This window comes from Micromonospora sp. NPDC000668 (genome assembly GCF_042897975.1).
Lineage (GTDB): Bacteria > Actinomycetota > Actinomycetes > Mycobacteriales > Micromonosporaceae > Micromonospora.
Window position 1 is genome coordinate 873,955 of sequence record NZ_JBIAYP010000003.1, and the last position, 19,140, is coordinate 893,094.

Consider the following 19,140-nt stretch of genomic DNA (forward strand, 5'->3'; position numbering starts at 1 on the left):
GGCCGGGGGCGCGAGGCCGGCGCGAGGCCGGGGGCGCGATGCGGGAGTCGATGCGGGAGCCGATGAGATCCAGAGGGCCGGGCGGCGGTCGGAAGCTCGCGTGGGCGAGGATCAACGGATGACCTTGCACGGCGCGGCAGCGCGGCGACGGACCGGCGTGGCGCTCGCGATGGCTCTCGTGCTCGGCGCCTGTGCTCCCGCCGACCATCGAGGCCAGGCGGGGGATGGCCCGAGCCGGCTGCCCGGGGTCACGGCCACGCCCAGCCCGACGCCGTCGGCGTACGTCAGCCCGCCGTTCTGGTGCCCGGAGTCGGGCCTCCGGGTCCGGACGAGGGGGTCGGACGCCGCCATGGGATTGCGCGCCCTCGGGCTGGAGCTGGTCAACTGCGGCGACCAGCCGTACCGATTGAAGGGGTATCCGGCGCTGCGCGTGCTGGACGAGCAGCGCGAGCCGATCACCCTGCGGGTGGTGCCCGGGGCGAAGGAGATCACCCCGGGGTTCGACCATCCGCCCCAGCAGTTCACGCTGCAGAAGGGTGAACGCGCCGTCGCCACCGTCCTCTGGCGCAACCTCGTCACCGACTCGACCGTGCCGGCCACCAACGGGGCGTACCTGCTGGTCGCACCCACCGCCGGGCAGCCGGTCGAGGACGTCGACCCGGACGGCCCGATCGACGTGGGCAACACCGGCCGGATCGGCGTCAGCGCCTGGAAGAAGGCCGACCCGCCCGCGCCGGTGCCGACGCAGCCGGCTCAGCCGCCGGCGCCGAGCGCGGTGCCGTCGTCGGTGAGCCCGCCCGACATCCGGCTGTGAGGTCAGCCGGCTACGAGGTGATGTCCTTGCGGGTGAAGCGCCAGAACGCCAGCCCCCAGAACAGGGTCGCGTAGCTGATCGCCGAGATACAGCCGCGTACCACGTCGTCGGTCTGCACCGGGGTGGAGAGCAGCCCCAGCCAGGCGGTGCTGAAGTGGGTGGGCAGGAAGTCGCGCAGCGCACCGAGCGCGGTGATCTGGTCCAGGATGCTGGACAGGATCCAGAGCAGCACCGCGCCGCCCACCGCGCCCAGCGCGGCGTCCGTCGTCACCGACAGCAGGAACGCCAGCCCGGCCACCACCAGCAGGACGACCGCCAGGTAGCCAAGCACCGCCAGCAGCCGGAGCAGCCCCTCGGCCGGCTCCAGCTCCGCGGCGACCGTGCTGCGCAGCGGCGACCAGCCGTACCGCAGGGTGCCGGCGACCAGCGCGGTGCCGGCCAGCAACAGCAGGGCCAGCCCCGAGTACGCGAGCGCGACCACCAGCTTCACGGTGAGCAGCCGAGCCCGGGGCACCGGGATCGCCAGCAGGTAACGCAGGCTGCCCCAGCTCGCCTCGCTGGCCACCGTATCGCCGCAGAACAGCGCCACGACCACCACCAGCAGGAACGACGCCGACACGAAGATCGAGAACAGGGTGAAGTTGAGCCCGCCAGCAGTGGCCAGGTCGACCAGGCTGGCGAACTCGTTGTTGCCGTTGTCGTCGTCGCCACCGGAGTTGAACTGGAAGGCGACCAGGATGACCAGCGGCAGCAGCACCATGAACCCGAGCGCCAACTGGGTTCGCCGTCGGGACGCCTGGCGGCGGAACTCCGCGCCGAACGGCATGGTGGCCGACGGCCGGTAGCCCCGGGCCGCACCGGCCGGATCGGTGACGCCCATCGGCGCCTCGACGGAAGAGCCAGCCATCACCGGTCACCGCTTCCCCGAGAGTTTTCGCCCACCAAGGCGAGGAACGCGTCCTCCAGGCGCCGTCGGGGCACCACCCGGTCCACCCCGATGCCGGCGCGCACCAGCTCGGCCACCACCTCGCTGCGGGCCGTGCCGTTGGTGTCGACCACCAACTGGCCGTCGCTCTCCGGCAGCACCCGGACCCCGTGCAGCCGGTCCAGCACCGCCCGCGCCGCCACCGGATCGGTGACGTCGAAGAGCACGCTCGGGGACTCGCCCACGATCTCCTCCACCGGTCCGGATGCCACGATCCGGCCCTTGTTCACCACCACCGCGTGCGTACAGGTCTGCTCCACCTCGGCCAGCAGGTGGCTGGAGACCAGCACCGCACGACCGTCCGTGGCGTACTGCTGGAGGACTCGGCGCATCTCGGCGATCTGCGGCGGGTCGAGCCCGTCGGTCGGCTCGTCCAACACCAGCAGCTCCGGCAGGCCGAGCATGGCCTGGGCGATGGCCAGTCGCTGGCGCATCCCGTGGCTGTAGTTCTTGATCTTCCGGTGCACCGAGTCGCCCAGCCCGGCGATCTCCAGCGCCGCGTCGAAGTGCGCGTCCGCCGCCGGTCGCCCGGTGGCCCGCCAGTACGCCTTCAGGTTGTCCAGGCCGGACAGGTGCGGCAGGAAGCCGGGCCCCTCCACCAGCGCGCCGATCCGGGAGAGCACCGGCGAGCCGGGCACCAGTCGGCGGCCGAAGACGTAGATCTCCCCGGCAGTCGGCTGGGTCAGCCCCATCAGCACCCGCAGCGTGGTGGTCTTGCCCGCGCCGTTCGGCCCGAGCAGGCCCACCACCTGACCCGGGTGCACCTCGAAGTCCACGTTCGACACCGCGACGAAGCCGTCCGCGTACTCCTTGCGCAGCCGCCGCACGGCCAGCGGCGTGTCCGCGTACTCCGGATGCACCGAGCGGTCCTGTCGACGGTGCCGGCGCCGGACCACGGCGACGACCACGACGAGGCCGATCGCGATGGCGGCGAGCAGGCCGGCGAGGACCCAACGCCAGATGATCGCCGCGGTGGGGATCGGCTCGCCGCTGATCGTGGGCAGGCTGACCGCGCCGTCCGCCGCCACCGTGTAGACGGTGGGCTGGGCCGGTGTGGTGTACGCCTGGTCGGAGCTGGCCACCACCAGCCGCAGCCGGTGCCCGGCCTCCACCCGGCGGACGATCCCGGGCAGCGTCACGGTGACCGGGCGGGCGTCCTGCACCCGCTGCGGCAGGCCGGTGAGCCGAACCGGGGCGACCAGCCCGTTCTGCAGCGTGGCCGCGCCGTCCGGGTCGACGTCGTAGAGCTTGACGAAGAGCACCGCCTCGCCGGTCGGCGACGCGGCGCGCAGGCTGACGGTGGGCGCGCCCGCCACATCCACGGCCTCGGTCAGCGGTGCCGACTCGAACCGGGCGTGCTGGCCGGGAACGTCGCCGGCCACCCCGTCCAGCAGCGACGCGAGCCCACCGGCGAACGGGATCGAGGAGATGGCGGCCGGGTTGCCGTTCGGCGGGTTCGCGATCGGCTGCGCCGGACCGGCGACCGCCACCTCCCGGCGGCTGCTGCCGGTCAGGCCCGGATAGTCGGCGCGACGGAAGCCGGTGGCGACCAGCCCCCGGTCGAGCGCGTCGAAGCCGGCGATCCGCGACCAGGTGAAGTCGTCGCCGGGCGCATCGCCCTCGCCCTTGACGTAGTGGTCGAGCCACTGGACGGTCAGGAACTTCACCCGGTCCGAGTCCGAGCGGGGGCCCGCGCCGCCGTCGTGCCCGCCGGTGAACCAGGCGACCCGCACCGGGGTGCCGGCGGCGGCGATGCCCCGCGCGTTGGCGTCCGCCTCGCCGAGCGGGAAGAGGGTGTCCGCCTCGCCCTGCACCAGCAGGGTGGGTGCCGTGATCCGGTCCAGCACGCCCGCCGGGCTGGAGCGGCGCAGCAGGTCCACGGCGGCCTGGTCGGCCTGCCCGGTGGTGGCGATCCGCAGGTACGCGGCGCACACGTCGGCAGCGAAGCGGCCGCAGGACGGGTCGGCAGCGCCGGCCGGGGCGCCACCGGGACCCGTGCCCGGGCCGGCGCCCGGATCCGGGCTGGGCGGGCCGGCGGAGGCCGGTGCGCCCTGCGGCTGGGCGGCGGCCCCGCCGGAGATCCCGGCCGGGCCGGTGCCCACGTTGCCGCCCCCGCCGAAGAAGAGGCCGGCCCACCCCTTCTTGAACACGCCCTCGGTCGGCGCCCCGCCGGTGCTCTCCGGCAGGAACGCCCGGGACAGGTCGTTCCAGGTGATCATGGGAACGATCGCGTCGACCCGATCGTCCTGGGCGGCCAGCAGCAGCGCCAACCCACCGCCGTACGAGCCGCCGACCACACCGACCTTCGGGTCGCCAGCGGCGTCGGTGCGCACCTCCGGCCGGGCGGCCAGCCAGTCCAGCAGCCGCTCGGCGTCACGTACCTCGTAGTCGGGGCTGTCCAGGTGGATCTCGCCACCGCTGCGGCCGAAGCCCCGCGCCGTCCAGGTGAGCACCGCGTAACCGCGCCCGGCGAACTCCTCGGCGTCGGACCGTACCGACTCCTTGGTGCCGCCGAACCCGTGCGCCAGCAACACCGCCGGCACCTTCCGGCCGGACGACGCGTCGGCCGGCAGGTAGAAGGTGGTGTCCAGGTCGACAGGCTGGTCGCCGGCCGGCCCGGAGCGGACGGTGAGCATCGCGCTCTCGGTGCGCACACCCGATCCCTGCGGCCACACCGCCCAGGTCACGACGGCCGCCAACAGCACGACGACCGTCGCTGCGGCGATCGCGCGGCGGCGGGTGGGCAGGGCACGCCGGAACCACGCGGCCGGCGACGGCGATCTCATGCGGCACACGGTACGGGCCACAGGCTGAGCGTTGGCTGAGATCCGCCGTACGTCCGTCCGGTTGCCCCGATCGGCGACCGGACGGGATGCGACCGCCCACCGTGCGACGCGGCACAGTGAGTTGAGTTCGCATCCCGTGAATTCCGATCTTCGGCGGATATCCACCTCGATCCCTTCATGTCACACCCGTCGACGGGACGCAGCGTGCCGGCAACACGGACGAACAGTGACATCGCTCGAACTGACGCAAACCCGACTCACCGACGACGGGTTGGCCACCGGAAGGTTCGGTTAGTTTTCCGGTCCGGTGCACGGGACTCATCGGCGAAACCCGACACCGCGCCCACCGCCGGAGGAGACACACATGACAGTCCCCGCGCCGCGGGTCCGTCGAAGGCCGTCCATGTTGGGTCGACTGCTGCCGCTGCTGCTCATCACGGCGCTGCTGGCACCGGTGGGTCTGCTCCTCACCCAGACCTGGCGGCAGACCAGCGACGACCGGGATCTGGCCGCCCGGGAACGGCTCGGCGTGCAGTATCTCCGCGCCCTCGCCCCGGTCACGGGCGCGCTGGTCGACGCCCAGTCCGCCGCCGTCAGCGGCCGCCCAGTCTCCAGGGAGGCGCTGACCCGCACGGTCGAGGACGCCGCCGAGGTGGACGCTCGGATCGGCGCCGAGCTGCGCAGCCAGGAACGCTGGGCCGGGCTGCGGGCCAGACTGGAAGCCTTGCAGGACCGCAGCCCCACCGACCCCGAGTCCGCCTACACCGCGTACGGCGAGGTCACCGACCTGCTGTTGGCCCTGCACCGCAAGGTCCGGGAAAGCTCCGGGCTGGTGCGCGACCCGGGGGCCGACTCCTTCTCCCTCCAGGACAGCGCCGGCCAGGAGCTGCCCGAGGCTGTGGTGGCCGCCGGCCGGCTCGCCGACCTGGGCACGCTCGCCGCTCGCCGCCCGGCCGCCGAGCAGACCCGCAGCCTGATCGAGCTGACCGGCCTGCGGGTGGCCGCCCTGGCCCCCGCCGCCGACCTGGTCGACAACCTGCGCGCCGCGGTGGACAGCTCGGAGAGCACCGACCTGGGTGCGAACGTGCTGACCCCACTGGACACCTACCAGCGCTCGGTGGAGGCGCTGGCCGCGTACTCCGCCCCGGCCGCCGGCACCGGCACGGTGGACCCGGGTCGGCTGGCCGCCGCCCGGCTCGATGCGCACACCGCCGCCCTCCAGCTCCAGCCGGTCATCCTCAGTGAGCTGGACGCCCTGCTGGCCGAGCGGATCGACGGGCTGGACCGGGACCGCTGGCTGACCGCCGGGGCCGGGGTGGCCGCCGCGCTGCTGCTGGGTTGGCTCGCAGCGCTCCTCATCGCGGCCAGCCGTCGGGCCCGTCGCCGGGCCGCCATGACCGCAGCGGGCGCGGAGAGCCCCGGCACCCCTCCGTCCGGCGGTTTCTGGCAGCCGGCGGTCAGCGCCGGCCGACCCGGCGACCCACGGCCGCTGCAACCGGTCGGCGCGACCCGGGACCCGGAATCCGCCCAGTGGGGGGCGTTCGATGCTGCTCGGTAGGCTCCGGATCCGCGGCAAGCTCGCGCTGCTCGTTCTGATCCCCCTGCTCAGCATGGTCGGCCTCGCGGTGCCCGTGGTGCTCGAGCGGGTGGCCGCTGCGCAGCGCGCCGACGACATCGCCGAGCGGGTGCGGCTCGCCAGCCGGGTCGGCAGCCTGGTGCAGGACCTCCAGCAGGAACGCATCCTCTCGGTGGGCTTCCTGCTCGGCCGGGTGGAACGCGCCGAACTGGTCCGCAAGACCGCCGATGTGGACGACCGGGTCGCCGACCTACGGGCCGGGGGGAGCGACGCGCTGACCGACCGGGTCGACCACGCCCTGTACGGGGTGTCCAGCCTCATCGACCTGCGGACCGCCGTGCTCGCCCGGTCAGCGAGCCCGATCCAGGTGATGGACGCGTTCGGCCCGGTCAACCGGGGAATGATCGACTCGCTTCGGCTGCCGTTCAGCGTGGACACCGACACGCAGCCGGGCCGCCAGGTGCTGGCCCTGGACGGGCTGCTGCGCGCCGACGAGGGGCTGGGCGCCTGCGCCACCCTGATCGTGCTGGTCAAGGCGACCGACAGCCCGCAGGCCAGCGCCGGGTACGTGGCCTGCATGGCCGCCCTCCAGGTGGACAGCCAGCGCTTCCGCAGCCTGATCACGCCCGAGCAGCTGGAGGTGGCACGGCTCAACGACGTGGCGGTGGCCGCACGTACCAGCCCCGACTTCCTGGTCACCAGCGCCCGCGACCCGGCCGACGCGATCCGTGACGTGCCGCTGGACGCGCTCTTCCCGTCCGTCCGCTCGATGATCCGGCTCGGCCAGTTCGTGGAGAAGAAGCTGGTCGCCGACGTACTCGCCGAGGTGACCGCCGAACAGCGGCGGGCGCTGACCGCCGCGTACCTGGTCGGCGGCGCGGCGGCGCTGATCCTGGCGATGGTCGTCCTGCTCAGTGCGGTCGTCGCCCGGACGGTGGCCAGGCCGCTGACCCGGCTCACCCTCTCTGCGGACCGGGTCGCCCGGGTCGCCGAGGCGGAGCTGGTCCGGGTCGCCGACGACGAGACGGAGAACGCCCAGCCGATCCGGCTGGATCCGGTGGACATCCGGGCCCGCGACGAGATCGGTGACCTGGCTCGGGCCTTCGACCGGGTGCAGAGCACCGCTGCCCGGCTGGTCGAACGGCAGGTCGCCGGCCGGCGCAACGTGGCGCAGATGTTCGGCCACGTCGGGCGGCGTACGCAGAACCTGGTGGGCCGGCAGATCGCGCTGATCGACCGGCTGGAGCAGCAGGAGGCCGACCCGGGCCGGCTGGAGCACCTCTACCGGCTCGACCACATCTCCAGCCGGCTACGGCGTAACGCCGGCAGCCTGGTCGTGCTCTCCGGCTCCGCCGGGGCCGACGCGCACACCGCACCGGTGCCGCTGGCCGACGTGGTCCGGCTGGCGCTCGGCGAGATCGAGGACTACACCCGGGTGGACGTGCAGGTGCCGGCGGGCATCTCGGCCGCACCGGCGGTGGTCGGCGACCTCGTCCTCGCGCTGGCCGAGCTGATGGAGAACGCCACCGTCTTCTCCCCGCCGCACACCCGGGTGCTGGTGGTCGGTGAGGCGTCCGGGCTCGGTGCCCGGATCACGGTGCTGGACCGGGGCATCGGCATGACCGAGCAACGGTTGGCCGAGGAGAACGCCCGGCTCACCCGCCGGGAACGGCTCGACCTGACTCCGACCGAGGTGCTCGGCCTCTTCGTGGTGGGCCGGCTGGCCCGTCGCCACGGCTGGACGGTCAACCTGGCCGCCACCACCGGCGGCGGCGTGACCGCCCGGTTGGAGATCCCGCCGGTGTCGCTGGTGCTGCGCCCTGCCGACCGGGTCGGGGCCACCGTGGCCCGGGCCGCGGTGCCGGAACGGGACCGCCGCTCGCTGACCGCACACGAAACCGGCCGGGGTACCCGGTCCCTCACGGCAGCCGCCCCCGCGGCACCCGCCGGCTTCGACTCGGACCTGCTCAGCCGCGCCACCCGCAGCCTGGAGTCGGGCAGGCCCTGGGACGCGTTCGGCGCCGCTGCCTCCGCAGCGCAGATCAGCGCGCCCGCCGACGCCTCCGCCGCGACGCCGGCCGCCCCGGTGGACCTCCCGGCGACCGACTCGGGCCTGCCCCGCCGACCGGGGCGCGGCACGGCCGGCGGGGCGGGCATCGCCGGCGCCGGCATCGGCCACCCGGACCGCACTGCGCCGGGGCCGGAGAGGCCGGAACCGACGGGTACGCCCACCGGCCCACGGGTCCGGCAACGGGTGCCCGGGGCCAGCCTCCCCGCCGCCACGGCGCCAGTCGGCCCGGTGGACGCCACCGACGCCGACCCGGCCGCCGCCCGCGCGCTGGTCGAGGCGTTTCAGGCCGGCGTACGCCGAGCCGAGCTGAGCGTGAAGGTCGACCGTCCCGCCACACCTGGCGGTCTCGGCCCCACGGTCGCGGACACCGCCGGCTCGGCAGGGACCACCCCGGGCCGGCCCCTGCTGAGCCGGCGGGTACCCGGGGCGAACCTCACTGTCGACCCGCCCTGCCAGGCGGCCAGCCCGCACCTCGGCGATCCGGCCGAGATCCGCAAGCTCCTCACCGAGTTCGAGGCGGGCGTCGCCCGTGCTCTCCGCGAAGTCAGCCCAGACCGTCGGAACGAAGAAGGATCATCACGGTGACCAGCCCCTTCCTGCACGACAATGTCGACCACCAGAGCCCGTCCGGCGCCGTCGGGGATCTCAGCCCGGAGGCGCGCACGTTCAACTGGCTCCTGGACTCCTTCACCTCCAGCACGGCCGGCGTGCTGGAGGCGATCGCGGTCTCCTCGGACGGGTTGCTGATGGCCATGTCGGCGATCAAGGACCGGTCCAACGCGGAGCGGCTGGCCGCCGTGGTCTCCGGCATGACCAGCCTCGCCGGCGGCGCGGCCAGCTGGTACGCGCTCGGCGGCCTCAACCGGGTGATCGTCGACATGGCCGACGGCTACCTCCTGATCAGCGCGATCAGCAGCGGATCAGTCCTCGGCGTGGTCGCCGACCGGTCGGCGAACCTGGGTACCGTCGCGTACGAGATGACGCTCTTCGCCGGACGGGCCGGTGGCGCCCTCACCCCGCGGCTGATCGTCGAGCTGAAGAACGCCGTCCAGCAGTGATCCCCGACGTCGCCGGCGAGGATCCGGACCCGGAATCCGGTGTCCGGATCCGCCCCTACCTGCGTACGCCCCCGTCCGGGGGCGGCGCGTCGGCGGCAACGGCGCTGCCCGAGCCGGAATCCGGCGATGACCGGCCGGGCGGTCCCCGGCCGTTCGTGCTCACCTCCGGACGGGTTGCCGGCGCGGACCCGGCGATCGGCCTGGAGACGCAGGTGACCGTCCGCGCGGACAGCGGCTGGTGGACCGGCCCGCCGGGCGTCCTGCTGGCGCCGGAGCTCCAGGCGATCATCGCGCTCTGCACCGAGCCGATCTCGGTGGCCGAGCTCTCGGCCCGGACCCGGCTGCACTTCGGCGTGACCCGGGTCCTGGTCGGCGACCTGCGGGCAGCCGGGCACCTGGACGTGCACGTCACGGACGCCGACGGTGCCTTCGACCCCAACCTCATCCTGCGAGTGATTGATGGACTCCGTGCGATCTCCTGAATGGCCGGTCGCCCCGCTCGGTGGGCCCGCCGGCAACAGCGCCGCTGCCCGCTACGGCACCTCGCCGACCACCGGTCCCGCGCTCGGACGCACCGGCCAGCCGCTGCCCGCGCCACCGCCGCCGTACCAGCCACTGGCCGGTACGGGGTCGGCGCCGGCACCGGCACCGGCCAACCGGCCTCCTGCCGCGCCACCGATCCCGGTCAAGATTCTGATTGCCGGCGGGTTCGGCGTGGGTAAGACCACCACGGTCGGCGCGATCTCCGAGATCGCGCCGCTGACCACCGAGGCCGAGATGACCAGCGCCGGGATCGGCGTGGACGACCCGGGCGTCCGTTCGCACAAGACGACGACCACGGTGGCGATGGACTTCGGTTGCGTAACCATCGACCGCAGCCTCAAGCTTTACCTGTTCGGTACGCCGGGGCAGACCCGGTTCGGCTTCATGTGGGACGACCTGGCCCGGGGTGCGCTCGGCGCCCTGGTGGTGGTTGACAGCGCCCGGCTGGACGACTGCTTCCCGGCGATCGACTTCTTCGAGCGGGCCGGGCTGCCGTTCGTGGTCGGGGTCAACGCTTTCGACGGGCGGCTGGCCCTGGAGCTCGGCGAGATCCGGTGGGCGCTGGCCATCGGGGAGCATGTTCCCCTGGTCCAGTTCGATGCCCGGGACCGGCTTTCGGTACGGGACGCCCTGCTGGTCGTCCTGGACCGTGCGCTGGAACGGGCCACCCGGGACAGGAGGGCCTGAGCCGACCGGCTCCGGCCGTGGGCGGGAAGGGGTGATCTGGTGAGGGGCGACCTGGACGAAACGCTGGCCCGGCTGGCCCGGCGCGAGGAGGCGCTGCGCCGGCTGGCCGCCGACCGTGACGACAGCACACCACCACCGGATCAGGTCGATGGGCCGGCTCAGTCCGGAAGCGGCCGCACCGACACCCGCAACGCCGGACCGGGCCGGCACGACGCCCGGCACGCCGGGCGGGACACCCCCGGTGAGGTGGCCGGGTGGGGTCCGGTCGAGGAGGTGGCCGAGGCGGTACGGCAAATCGTCGGCGCCCACCCGGGGCTGGCGGTGACCGTCCGCGTCGAGCACGCCGGGCGGACGTACCCGCTGCGGGTCTCCTGGGACGGCCCGGACGTCACGGTCGGCCCGGAGCTGTCGGCGCCCCCGCCGGAACCACCGCCGGCCTGGCCACTGTCCGGCCGGACGGTGCCGGCCTGGGCACCCGGCCCGGACGGGCTGACCGCCGACCCGGCGGCCCGGCTGGCCGAGCTGATCCGGCGGGACCCGTCGCTGTTGAACGAGCTTGATCCCCGGCGCTGACCAGCGGGGCTGGCGGCCGGCGCGTACGGTCGGGCGGTGGCGCAACCCGACCTGACCCTGACCGCGAGCCTGCGGCCGGCGGCGCTGGATGCCCGCCGGGGCATCGTGCGGCTGCACCCGGAGGCGCTGACCGCGCTGGGGCTGCGCCCCGGCGACCCGGTCCGGCTGGCCGGCCGCCGGGAGACGGCCGGGATCGTGGCGGCGGCGGAGCCGGGAGCGAGCACCGCCCTCCTGTACGCCGACGACCTGACGCTGGGCAACCTCGGCCTCCGCGACGGCGGTCAGGTGCGGGTGACCCCGGTACCCCTGGCCCCGGCGAGCCGGGTCACCCTGGCCGGGCCGGTGGAGGTGGTCGCGGCGGTCAGCCCGGAGATGCTCCGGCTCGCCCTGCTGGGCAAGGTGGTCACCGCCGGCGACGACGTGTCGCTGTTGCCGCAGGACGTGCTGCCGGACGCCTCGGTGCGCGGCCTGATCGAGGCGGCCCGGCGCAGCCTCGCCAACACGGTCGGGTTCGCCTGGACCAGCACCCTGCTCACCGTTGTCGCGGTCGAGCCGGCCGCTGGCGCGCTGGTCACCATGGACACGCTGGTCGGCTGGGAGCACGGCCCGACCACCCACGGCTCCGCCCCCGGCCGGCTCACCCCGGCGGAGCGGCCCCTCGCGGATGCCGGCGGGCACCGGCCGGCCGCTGCGGCTCCGGCGGATGCGGCGGCGGACTGGACGAACGACGATGCGCCCGACGTGGATGAGCTGCCCGGCCTGCGGGCCCAGGCCGAGGAGCTGACCGAGCTGCTCGACCTCGGCTTCCACCACCGAGAGGTGCTGGGCCGGCTGGGCACCACCATCTCGCTGGGAGTGCTGCTCAGCGGGCCTGCCGGCTCCGGGAAGTCGGCGCTGGTCCGGGCGGTTGCGGCCCGGGTCGGTGCCCGCGTACACCCGCTCTGGGCGCCCGAGGTGGCCGCGCTGGCCAACCAGGCCGCCGCCGATCGGCTGCGTGCCGTGGCGACGGCGGTCCGGGCCGGCGGGCCGGCGGTGTTGCTGGTCACCGACGTGGAGTCGCTCGCCCCGGCGGACGAGCCCGGCCCGGTGGCCACGGTGTTCCGGCAGGTGCTCGCGGAGGCCGTCCGGGCCGGCGTCGCCGTGGTCTGCACCACCGGCCGGCCGGAGGCGGTCGACCCGGCCCTGCGCGCGCCGGACCTGCTGTCGCTGCGGATCAGCATCCCGCTACCCGACCCGGCGCTGCGCCGCGAGCAGCTCACCGTGCTGACCCGGCAGGTGCCGCTGGCCGACGACGTCCGACTGGACGAGGTGGCCGGCCGTACCCCCGGGTTCGTGGCCGCGGACCTGGCGGCGCTGGTCCGGGAGGCCGGGGTACGGGCGGCGCTGCGGCAGAAGGCGGCCGAGACGCCGACCGTGTCGATGGCCGACTTCACCGCCGCCCTGGAGGTGGTCCGGCCGACCACGATGGCCGCCTCCACCCTGGAGTTGGCCTCGGTGACCCTCGACGACGTGGGTGACCTGGTCGAGGTCAAGCAGACGCTGACCGAGTCGGTGCTCTGGCCGCTGACCTACCCGGACACCTTCGCTCGCCTCGGCGTACAGCCGCCGCGCGGCGTGCTGCTCTACGGGCCGCCCGGCTGCGGCAAGACGTACCTGGTCACGGCCCTGGCCGGGTCGGGGCGGGCGAACGTGCTCTCGGTGAAGGGCGCGGAGTTGCTCTCCAAGTGGGTGGGCGAGAGCGAACGCGCCGTTCGCGAGCTGTTCCGTCGGGCCCGGGAGGCGGCTCCCGCGCTGATCTTCCTGGACGAGGTGGACGCGCTGGCGCCGGTCCGCGGTCAGGCCAGCGACGGGGGCACCACGGACCGGGTGGTCGCCGCGCTGCTCACCGAGCTGGACGGGGTGGAGACGCTGCGCAACGTGGTGGTGGTCGGCGCGACGAACCGTCCGGACCTGGTCGACCCGGCGCTGCTGCGGCCGGGCCGGTTGGAGCGGCTGGTCTACGTGCCGCCGCCGGACGGGGCGGCCCGCGCGGAGATCCTGCGAGCCTCGTCCCGAAACGTGCCGCTGGCCCCGGACGTCGATCTGGCCGCGCTCGGCGGGGAACTGGACGACTTTTCCGCGGCCGACTGCGCGGCGCTGGTCCGGGAGGCGGCGCTCGCCGCGATGCGTGAGTCGTTGACCGCCGCCACCGTCACCGCCGCGCACGTGGCCACGGCACGTCGCCGGGTCCGTCCGTCGCTGAACCCGGCCCAGGTCGCCTCGTTGGCCCGGTACGCCGCCGATCGGTCGTGACGCCAACAAAACTGATCCGCGAGTCAACCTTTCGAGCCGCCCAGGGTGTTCCTAGGACGTCACATTCCTCAGTGGAAAATTCCACGACGACGTCAGGCGGTGTTCCTTGCGCAAGCTGTTCTCTCTTCTGGTCGTTCCCCTGGTGGCGGCCGCGACCCTGGTCACGGTCGGCTCACCGGCGACCGCTCATCCGGCGAAGCCGTTTCCGGCCCGGATCGCCCTACCCGACGGGTTCACCCCGGAGGGCCTGACGATCGGTCGGGGCACCACCGTGTATGTAGGGTCCATTTTGGACGGTGCGATCTGGCGGGGTGACTTACGCACAGGGCGCGGCTCGGTGCTGATCCCGGGTGTGCCGGGCAAGGACAAGGCCGGCCTCAAGCTCGACCAGCAGGGCCGGCTGTGGACCGCCGACTTCTCCGGCGGCGGCGCCAGCGTGTACGACGCGGGCACCGGCGCCCAACTGGCCCACTACCAGTTCACCGACGAGCCGGGCAGCTTCGTCAACGACCTGGTGATCACCAAGCGGGCCGTCTACTTCACCGACTCGGCCCGACAGGTGCTGTACGTGGTGCCGCTGGGCCCGGGCGGTCGCCTGCCGGCCGCCAGCAACTTCCGGGTGCTCCCGCTCACCGGTCCGGCCGCGACGCCGGACGCGTACCACAACGGGATCGTGGCGCTGCCGGACGGCGATCTGCTGGTCGCGCAGATGCTGCCCGGCCGGCTGGTACGCATCGACCCCCGCACCGGTGGCAGCCGCCTCGTCGACCTCGGTGGCTACTCGGTGGAGCGGGCCGACGGCCTGGTGCTGCGCGGGCACACCCTCTACGTGATCCGGAACCTGACCAACGTCATCGCGGTGGTCCGGATGAACGCCAAGTACACGGCCGGAGTGGTGCAGCGGGAGATCACCGGTCCGGAGCTGCGGTCGCCGGCCACCGGTGACCTGCTCGGTTCGGCGCTGTACGTGGTGAACGGCCGCTTCGACGTGGAATCCACGCCGGACACCGACTACGACATCGTCCGAGTCCCGGCCTGATCTGGCGGCCGGCGGCGACCCCTCCCGGGTTGCCGTCGGCCGGCTCGGGTCAGTCCGTGGGGAGGAGCGGGCCGAGCGGCCCAAGGTCCAGGTTCAGGTCCTCCGGCGCCAGGCCGAAGTGTTCGCGCAGTCCGACCATCTGCTCCTCCAGGGCCATCAGTGTCACCCCGATCCGCTCGACCTGCTCCTCGGTGAGGTCACCGAGGTCCACCCGGCGCAGCGCCTGCCGCTCCATCAGCTGCCGCAGCAACTCGACGACGGTGAGCACCAGGCTGGCCAGCCCCCGCTCGACCGAGTCGCGGTCCACGGCGATCCGGCGGTCCAGCGGGGCGACCCGGGGCGGTTGCCACGACTCCGCGCCCAGCGCGGTGGCCAGTTCCGCCGCCTCGTCCCGCCCGTTCATCCGGCGTCCTCCGTCTGGGCCAGCGCGCCGACCGAGGCGACCAGCGCACGCAGCGAGATCCGGACGAGATCCACGTCGGCGATGGATAGGGTGATGTCGCCGCTGATCACCACTCCGGTGGCGAGCACCCGGTCGAGCAGGTCGACCAGGGCGACCGGCCGGTAGGCCAACGGATCGTCGGCGCTGTTCGGCGCGAGCGCGGTGGTCACCGCTGCTCCTGAACGGTGAGCGCGGGCTCCGGTCGTTCCGCGACGAAGGAGTAGGCCGGCCACGGCCCGGTCAGCTCCAGGTGGAGTCCCGCATGTCGTCCGCTCAGCGAGCCGACCAGCTCGGTGAAGCGGGACAGCTCCGCGAGGTCGACCAGGTACGCCCCGTTGAGCACCATCGGGGTGGACGCCCCGGAAAGCCGCCGGTCCTGTGGGGCGTGCCGCCGGCCCGCCACGGCCAACTCGCACAGGGCGGCGTGCACCGCGTCCGCGGCCGCGCTCGCCACCTGCTGACGTTCCTCACGGGCGGTCAACTGGGCCCGTCGGCGGCGCAGGTACGCCGTCCCCACCCCGCCGGCCCCGGCCGCTTCGGCGCTCGCGGTAGCCGCTCCCGGTACCAGGTAGCCCTTGACACCCCACTCGCCGCGCCCGGTCAGCCGGTCCAGGGTGGCGACCAGTTCGGCCCGCCGGGCTGTGAGAGAGCCGGCCACCCGGTCGTCGTTCGTGTGCACGGTGGCGAGCCGGGCCGGCACCACCGGCCCCCGCCGTGCCAGCGCCTCGACCACCGCGTGGTGCGCCCGGGCCGCCCGCTCCAGCCAGGCCAGGTCCTCCAGGTTGCGGCGCAGGGGCTGCTCGCCGTACTCGTTCAGCGGCGCGGTGCTGACCACGGCGACCAACCCGGCGGCGGACACCGCGCGGACCGGGGCTCCGTCCATCCCGACGATCGCCGCCAGCGTCGCCGGCTCGGCGTCCCGGACCACGCCGTGCAGCCAGGCAGCGGCGGCGGGGGCGGGCCGGTCGGCGGCCACCTCAACCGTCGAACTCATCCCACTCCTCCACTTCGGCGTCCCGGCGTCGCGCCCGAGCCGCAACTCGGGGGCGCCGCTCCGCTTCGACCTCCTCCGGGTCACGCGGTCCCGGCTCCACCGGGGGTCGAGCCCGTGAGCTGAGCCACGGGTCGTGCTCCCACCAGTCGATGCCGATCTGCCGCGCGGTGTCGACCGACGCGATGACCAACCGCAATTTCAGCGTCAGCAGCTCGATGTCGAGGAGGCTGACCCGGATGTCGCCGGCGATCACGATGCCCCGGTCGAGCACCCGCTCCAGGATGTCGCCCAGATTGGCCGGCTCGTGGCCTGCGGGCAGGACCTGTCCGGAGTTCTGCACCACCGATGGCGGTTGCGCAGCGGTCATCTCAGCCCACCTCACCCTTCCCGCGCTGGTAGCGCCGCACCCGCCGGTAGCCGAGCAGCCCACCCTCGATGTCCAGCTCCACCTCGTAGAGGCCGAGCAGATCGACGGAGTTGGGGATCCGATGCGCCTCCACCATCTCCACCCCGACCAGCCAGCCGTCCTCGGTGGCCTCCAGCGACGTGGTCCCGGACGGCTCCCGTCCGGTCAGCTCGACGAGCTGCCGGAGCCCCGCCCGAGCCGCCTCGGCCGCCGACACCGGCTCCACGTACTCCTCGGCGGGGTAGCCCTCTGCGGCCGGGTCACGCCGTCGTGCCCGGACGTCGTCGTCGGTCATCGCGCACTCCTCCCTCGCGTGCCGGGCCACGCCGAGCCGGGCGTGATCGCTCACCGGACCGCGCGCCCCCGGTCAGCCGGTCCAGCACCCGCTGCTCGGCCCGGTCGCGTTCCTCGGCGCTGAGTTCACCGGCAGCTGCCGCCGCGTCCAGTTCCTCCAGCTCGCGTCGGATGTTGACCGGGTTCCGCTGCCGCGACTCGGCTTCCCGCGCGACCACCCCGACCACTGCGGTCAGCCCGCGCACCGGCGCGTACGGCAGGGTCAGCAGCGCCCAGAGCAGGTCCACCGGTCAGCCCGCCAACTGGTGCGCGCTGACGAAGTCGTACGGGGCGAGCGGCCCGAGCAGCCGCAGCCGCAGCAGGCCGCCGCAGTGCTGCGCGTACTCATCCAGCGCATCGACCAGTGCGGCCTCTTGGTCGATGTCCACCAGCAGGGCCAGGTGCGCCGCGTCCAACTCGTGGCTGGGCGGACGCAGCTGCGTGGAGACGACGTACTCGGCCGTGGCGTCGAGTAGCCGCCGGTTCTCCGCCTCGCGGCGCAGCTCCACCGCCTGGCTGATCAGCTCCCCGAGCCGAATCCGCGGCTCACGGCTGGCCGCCTCGGCCCGACCACGCACCTGCTCGGCGAGCCGGGCGGCGGTCGGGTTCTCGTCGAGCACGCCGCGTAGCAACATCCGCTCGTCGAAGCGGCCGTGCACGACGTACTGCACCCTGCCCTCGAACTCGGCGAGCGCGGCGGCGAACCGATCGTGATGCGGTCGGAGCAGGTCAAGCACCGCGTCCGGGCCGGTGACCACGGTGCCGAACCGCACCGGCAGCACCGGCGCCACGACCGCGGTCCCGTCCAACAGCTCCTGGTACGCCCGCAGATCCGCCGACCGGCCGAGCGGCACATCCAGCGCCACCGCACTGACCAGGGCCCCGAGATCGCCGTGCCGGATCACCGTCACCTCGCCGGGAGGGTCGCCGACCCCGGCGGCGTCGGGCGTCGCCTCCACGTCGGCCGGCACCAGCCCGTAGACGAACAGTCCCGTCTCGTCCGCCATCTCAACTCCTCCCAAGGTCACGCACATTGCCGGCGATACCACCGACCGAGTCGGTGACGTCCCGGACGGTGCCGGTGACGCCGCCGAGGAGGCCGGCCAGCCCCTCGCCCTCGTCTGGGGCGATGTCCAACCGGTCGACCGCCTCGGCGAACCGCAGGTACGTCTCGATGCTCGCCACCACCACCCGGGCGTTGATCTCCACCAGGGGGATGCCGATGACCCCGACCGTCACCTGCGCGTCGATCACCACGCCCTTGTCGAGCACGGTCTCCACCACGTCCGCGAGCCCGCTGGAGGAACCCACACGTTCCAGGGCGCCGCCGACAGCGTCGTCGCCGGGTACGAGCGTCACTCGCCCTCCTCCCGGCGACGGCGCACGACGGGGCGGCGCGGCGGCTCCGGTCCACGGCGGACGGCCGGCCGGGGGCGCTGCGGCTCCTCGCGCGGCTGGAGTCGGCGGGCCCGGTCGGGAGCGCGGCGGCGGGGTGGCGTCGGCTCCTCGTGGGGCTCCTCCGCGTACCCCTCGTCGTAGCCGTCCTCGTAGGCCTCGTACTCCTCGTCGTACTCCGGCTCGGCCGGTCGGCGGGGAGGCCGCTGGCGCAGTCGCCCGCCGTGCCGGCGGCGAGGCTCTTCCCCGGTCGGCTCCTCCTCGGCGAACTCGTCGGCCTCGGGGCCGGCCGGCGCCTGGCCGCGCTGCTCCCGTTCCTCGCGTAGGCCGGTCTCGTGGTCCTTGACCACCTGGGAGTCGCGGATCTCGCCGCGCCAGCCCTCGACCTGGTCCGGGTCGAGGACCACCTCGGTCATCACGTGCCGGACGAAGTGCTTCAACTCCAGCCGCACCCGCCGGCCCTGGGCGCGCCACAGGTTGCCGGTGTGCTCGAAGAGGCCCTGCGGGTGGTACTCCAGCACCACCAGGATGCGGGTCAGGTCCGGGGTGATCTCGTGGAAGCTGACGGTGCCGTCGACCGAACCCTTGTCACCCTTAGACCGCCAGTGGATGAGCTTGTCCGGCACCTGCCGGACGATGGTCGACTCCCACGTCCGGTGCGACCACAGGACCTGGGCCTTCCAGGTCACCTTCTCGTCGTTCTCGGTGTCGACGTTCTCGACCTTCTTCATGAAGCTCGGGAAGTCGCCGAACTGCGTCCACTGGTTGTACGCGGCCCGTACCGGCACACCGACCTCGATCGTCTCGACGATGTTGGTGACCTTCTTCTTGCCGCCGCCCTTCCCGCCCGTGCGGCCGAGAGCCGACATCACCTTCTCCTTACCGCCGGCCACCCCGGCATGCACCATCGCCTTCACCGGTGAGCCGCCCTCGGCCAGCTTCTGCGCACCCGTGGCGGCGGCGATCAGACCGGGCCCACCGCCCTGGCGCGCGTACTCGCTGATCCGGCCGGTCGCACCGGTGATCCGCTCGGTCACCACGCTCATCGCACGATCGCCGATCGCCCCGGCGAGGTTGCGCACCTCATCGGCCAACTGGCCGCGGAGCTTGTCGCAGAGTCCCCCCGGGTTGGTGTTCTCCGTCATG

18 protein-coding genes and 2 pseudogenes are annotated in these 19,140 nt (G+C 73.8%); 9 read left to right on the forward strand and 11 right to left on the reverse strand.

The annotated features are described in order from the left end of the window. Positions 1 to 118 precede the first annotated feature (118 nt). Positions 119 to 814, forward strand: coding sequence for a DUF4232 domain-containing protein (locus ACFY29_RS20345; RefSeq protein WP_386988215.1), 696 nt, complete (start codon positions 119 to 121; stop codon positions 812 to 814). 10 nt (positions 815 to 824) lie between these two features. Here ACFY29_RS20345 and ACFY29_RS20350 read toward each other — a convergent pair whose 3' ends face one another. After that, positions 825 to 1,721, reverse strand: a complete 897-nt coding sequence (locus ACFY29_RS20350; RefSeq protein ID WP_328420973.1) for an ABC transporter permease subunit — start codon at positions 1,719 to 1,721, stop codon at positions 825 to 827. After that, a complete protein-coding gene (locus ACFY29_RS20355) occupies positions 1,721 to 4,585 on the reverse strand; it encodes an alpha/beta fold hydrolase (RefSeq protein WP_386988219.1) in 2,865 nt (954 codons plus the stop codon). Before ACFY29_RS20355 ends, ACFY29_RS20350 begins: the two co-directional genes overlap by 1 nt. 364 nt (positions 4,586 to 4,949) lie before the next feature. Here ACFY29_RS20355 and ACFY29_RS20360 point away from each other — a divergent pair, with 364 nt between their 5' ends. The 8 genes from ACFY29_RS20360 (at position 4,950) to ACFY29_RS20395 (ending at position 14,424) form a co-directional block, all read left to right on the forward strand. Continuing rightward, on the forward strand, positions 4,950 to 6,143 hold the full coding sequence (locus tag ACFY29_RS20360) for a hypothetical protein (RefSeq protein WP_386988222.1): 1,194 nt from the start codon (positions 4,950 to 4,952) through the stop codon (positions 6,141 to 6,143). Further along, the gene (locus ACFY29_RS20365) at positions 6,130 to 8,817 is read left to right on the forward strand and encodes a nitrate- and nitrite sensing domain-containing protein (RefSeq protein ID WP_386988225.1); all 2,688 of its coding nucleotides are present in this window, start codon (positions 6,130 to 6,132) and stop codon (positions 8,815 to 8,817) included. Before ACFY29_RS20360 ends, ACFY29_RS20365 begins: the two co-directional genes overlap by 14 nt. Then, positions 8,814 to 9,290: a roadblock/LC7 domain-containing protein gene (locus tag ACFY29_RS20370; RefSeq protein WP_355601707.1), complete on the forward strand. Its 477-nt coding sequence runs from the start codon at positions 8,814 to 8,816 to the stop codon at positions 9,288 to 9,290. Before ACFY29_RS20365 ends, ACFY29_RS20370 begins: the two co-directional genes overlap by 4 nt. Continuing rightward, a complete protein-coding gene (locus ACFY29_RS20375; protein ID WP_386988228.1) occupies positions 9,287 to 9,772 on the forward strand; it encodes a DUF742 domain-containing protein in 486 nt (161 codons plus the stop codon). The genes ACFY29_RS20370 and ACFY29_RS20375 overlap by 4 nt, the downstream gene beginning before the upstream one ends. Further along, a complete protein-coding gene (locus ACFY29_RS20380) occupies positions 9,750 to 10,520 on the forward strand; it encodes an ATP/GTP-binding protein (RefSeq protein ID WP_386988231.1) in 771 nt (256 codons plus the stop codon). Before ACFY29_RS20375 ends, ACFY29_RS20380 begins: the two co-directional genes overlap by 23 nt. Before the next feature lie 39 nt (positions 10,521 to 10,559). Beyond that, complete coding sequence (locus tag ACFY29_RS20385) at positions 10,560 to 11,093, forward strand: hypothetical protein (protein WP_386988233.1); 534 nt, start codon at positions 10,560 to 10,562, stop codon at positions 11,091 to 11,093. Between the two features lie 36 nt (positions 11,094 to 11,129). After that, positions 11,130 to 13,385, forward strand: coding sequence for an AAA family ATPase (locus tag ACFY29_RS20390; RefSeq protein ID WP_386988236.1), 2,256 nt, complete (start codon positions 11,130 to 11,132; stop codon positions 13,383 to 13,385). A 106-nt stretch (positions 13,386 to 13,491) separates the two neighbouring features. Continuing rightward, positions 13,492 to 14,424, forward strand: coding sequence for an SMP-30/gluconolactonase/LRE family protein (locus ACFY29_RS20395; protein ID WP_386988238.1), 933 nt, complete (start codon positions 13,492 to 13,494; stop codon positions 14,422 to 14,424). A 49-nt stretch (positions 14,425 to 14,473) separates the two neighbouring features. Here ACFY29_RS20395 and ACFY29_RS20400 read toward each other — a convergent pair whose 3' ends face one another. From ACFY29_RS20400 to ACFY29_RS20440, 9 genes and pseudogenes are all read right to left on the reverse strand, one after another. After that, positions 14,474 to 14,827: a gas vesicle protein K gene (locus ACFY29_RS20400; protein WP_386988241.1), complete on the reverse strand. Its 354-nt coding sequence runs from the start codon at positions 14,825 to 14,827 to the stop codon at positions 14,474 to 14,476. Then, the gene (locus tag ACFY29_RS20405) at positions 14,824 to 15,036 is read right to left on the reverse strand and encodes a gas vesicle protein (RefSeq protein WP_386988244.1); all 213 of its coding nucleotides are present in this window, start codon (positions 15,034 to 15,036) and stop codon (positions 14,824 to 14,826) included. Before ACFY29_RS20405 ends, ACFY29_RS20400 begins: the two co-directional genes overlap by 4 nt. Then, positions 15,033 to 15,860, reverse strand: coding sequence for a GvpL/GvpF family gas vesicle protein (locus ACFY29_RS20410; RefSeq protein ID WP_386988247.1), 828 nt, complete (start codon positions 15,858 to 15,860; stop codon positions 15,033 to 15,035). Before ACFY29_RS20410 ends, ACFY29_RS20405 begins: the two co-directional genes overlap by 4 nt. A gap of 166 nt (positions 15,861 to 16,026) precedes the next feature. Continuing rightward, positions 16,027 to 16,179: pseudogene (gene gvpJ / locus ACFY29_RS20415) on the reverse strand (gas vesicle protein GvpJ); the annotation flags it as partial. 49 nt (positions 16,180 to 16,228) lie between these two features. Next, entirely contained in the window at positions 16,229 to 16,561 is a 333-nt protein-coding gene (locus ACFY29_RS20420) for a gas vesicle protein (protein ID WP_386988249.1), read from the reverse strand. Next, the gene (locus tag ACFY29_RS20425) at positions 16,527 to 16,847 is read right to left on the reverse strand and encodes a gas vesicle protein GvpG (protein ID WP_386988252.1); all 321 of its coding nucleotides are present in this window, start codon (positions 16,845 to 16,847) and stop codon (positions 16,527 to 16,529) included. The genes ACFY29_RS20420 and ACFY29_RS20425 overlap by 35 nt, the downstream gene beginning before the upstream one ends. Before the next feature lie 3 nt (positions 16,848 to 16,850). Next, positions 16,851 to 17,606, reverse strand: coding sequence for a GvpL/GvpF family gas vesicle protein (locus tag ACFY29_RS20430; protein ID WP_386988255.1), 756 nt, complete (start codon positions 17,604 to 17,606; stop codon positions 16,851 to 16,853). A gap of 136 nt (positions 17,607 to 17,742) precedes the next feature. Beyond that, positions 17,743 to 17,958, reverse strand: a pseudogene (gvpJ, locus tag ACFY29_RS20435) (gas vesicle protein GvpJ); the annotation flags it as partial. Then, positions 17,955 to 19,139: an SRPBCC family protein gene (locus ACFY29_RS20440; protein WP_386988258.1), complete on the reverse strand. Its 1,185-nt coding sequence runs from the start codon at positions 19,137 to 19,139 to the stop codon at positions 17,955 to 17,957. The gene ACFY29_RS20440 and the pseudogene gvpJ (ACFY29_RS20435), both read right to left, overlap by 4 nt. Between the last annotated feature and the right edge of the window lies 1 nt (position 19,140).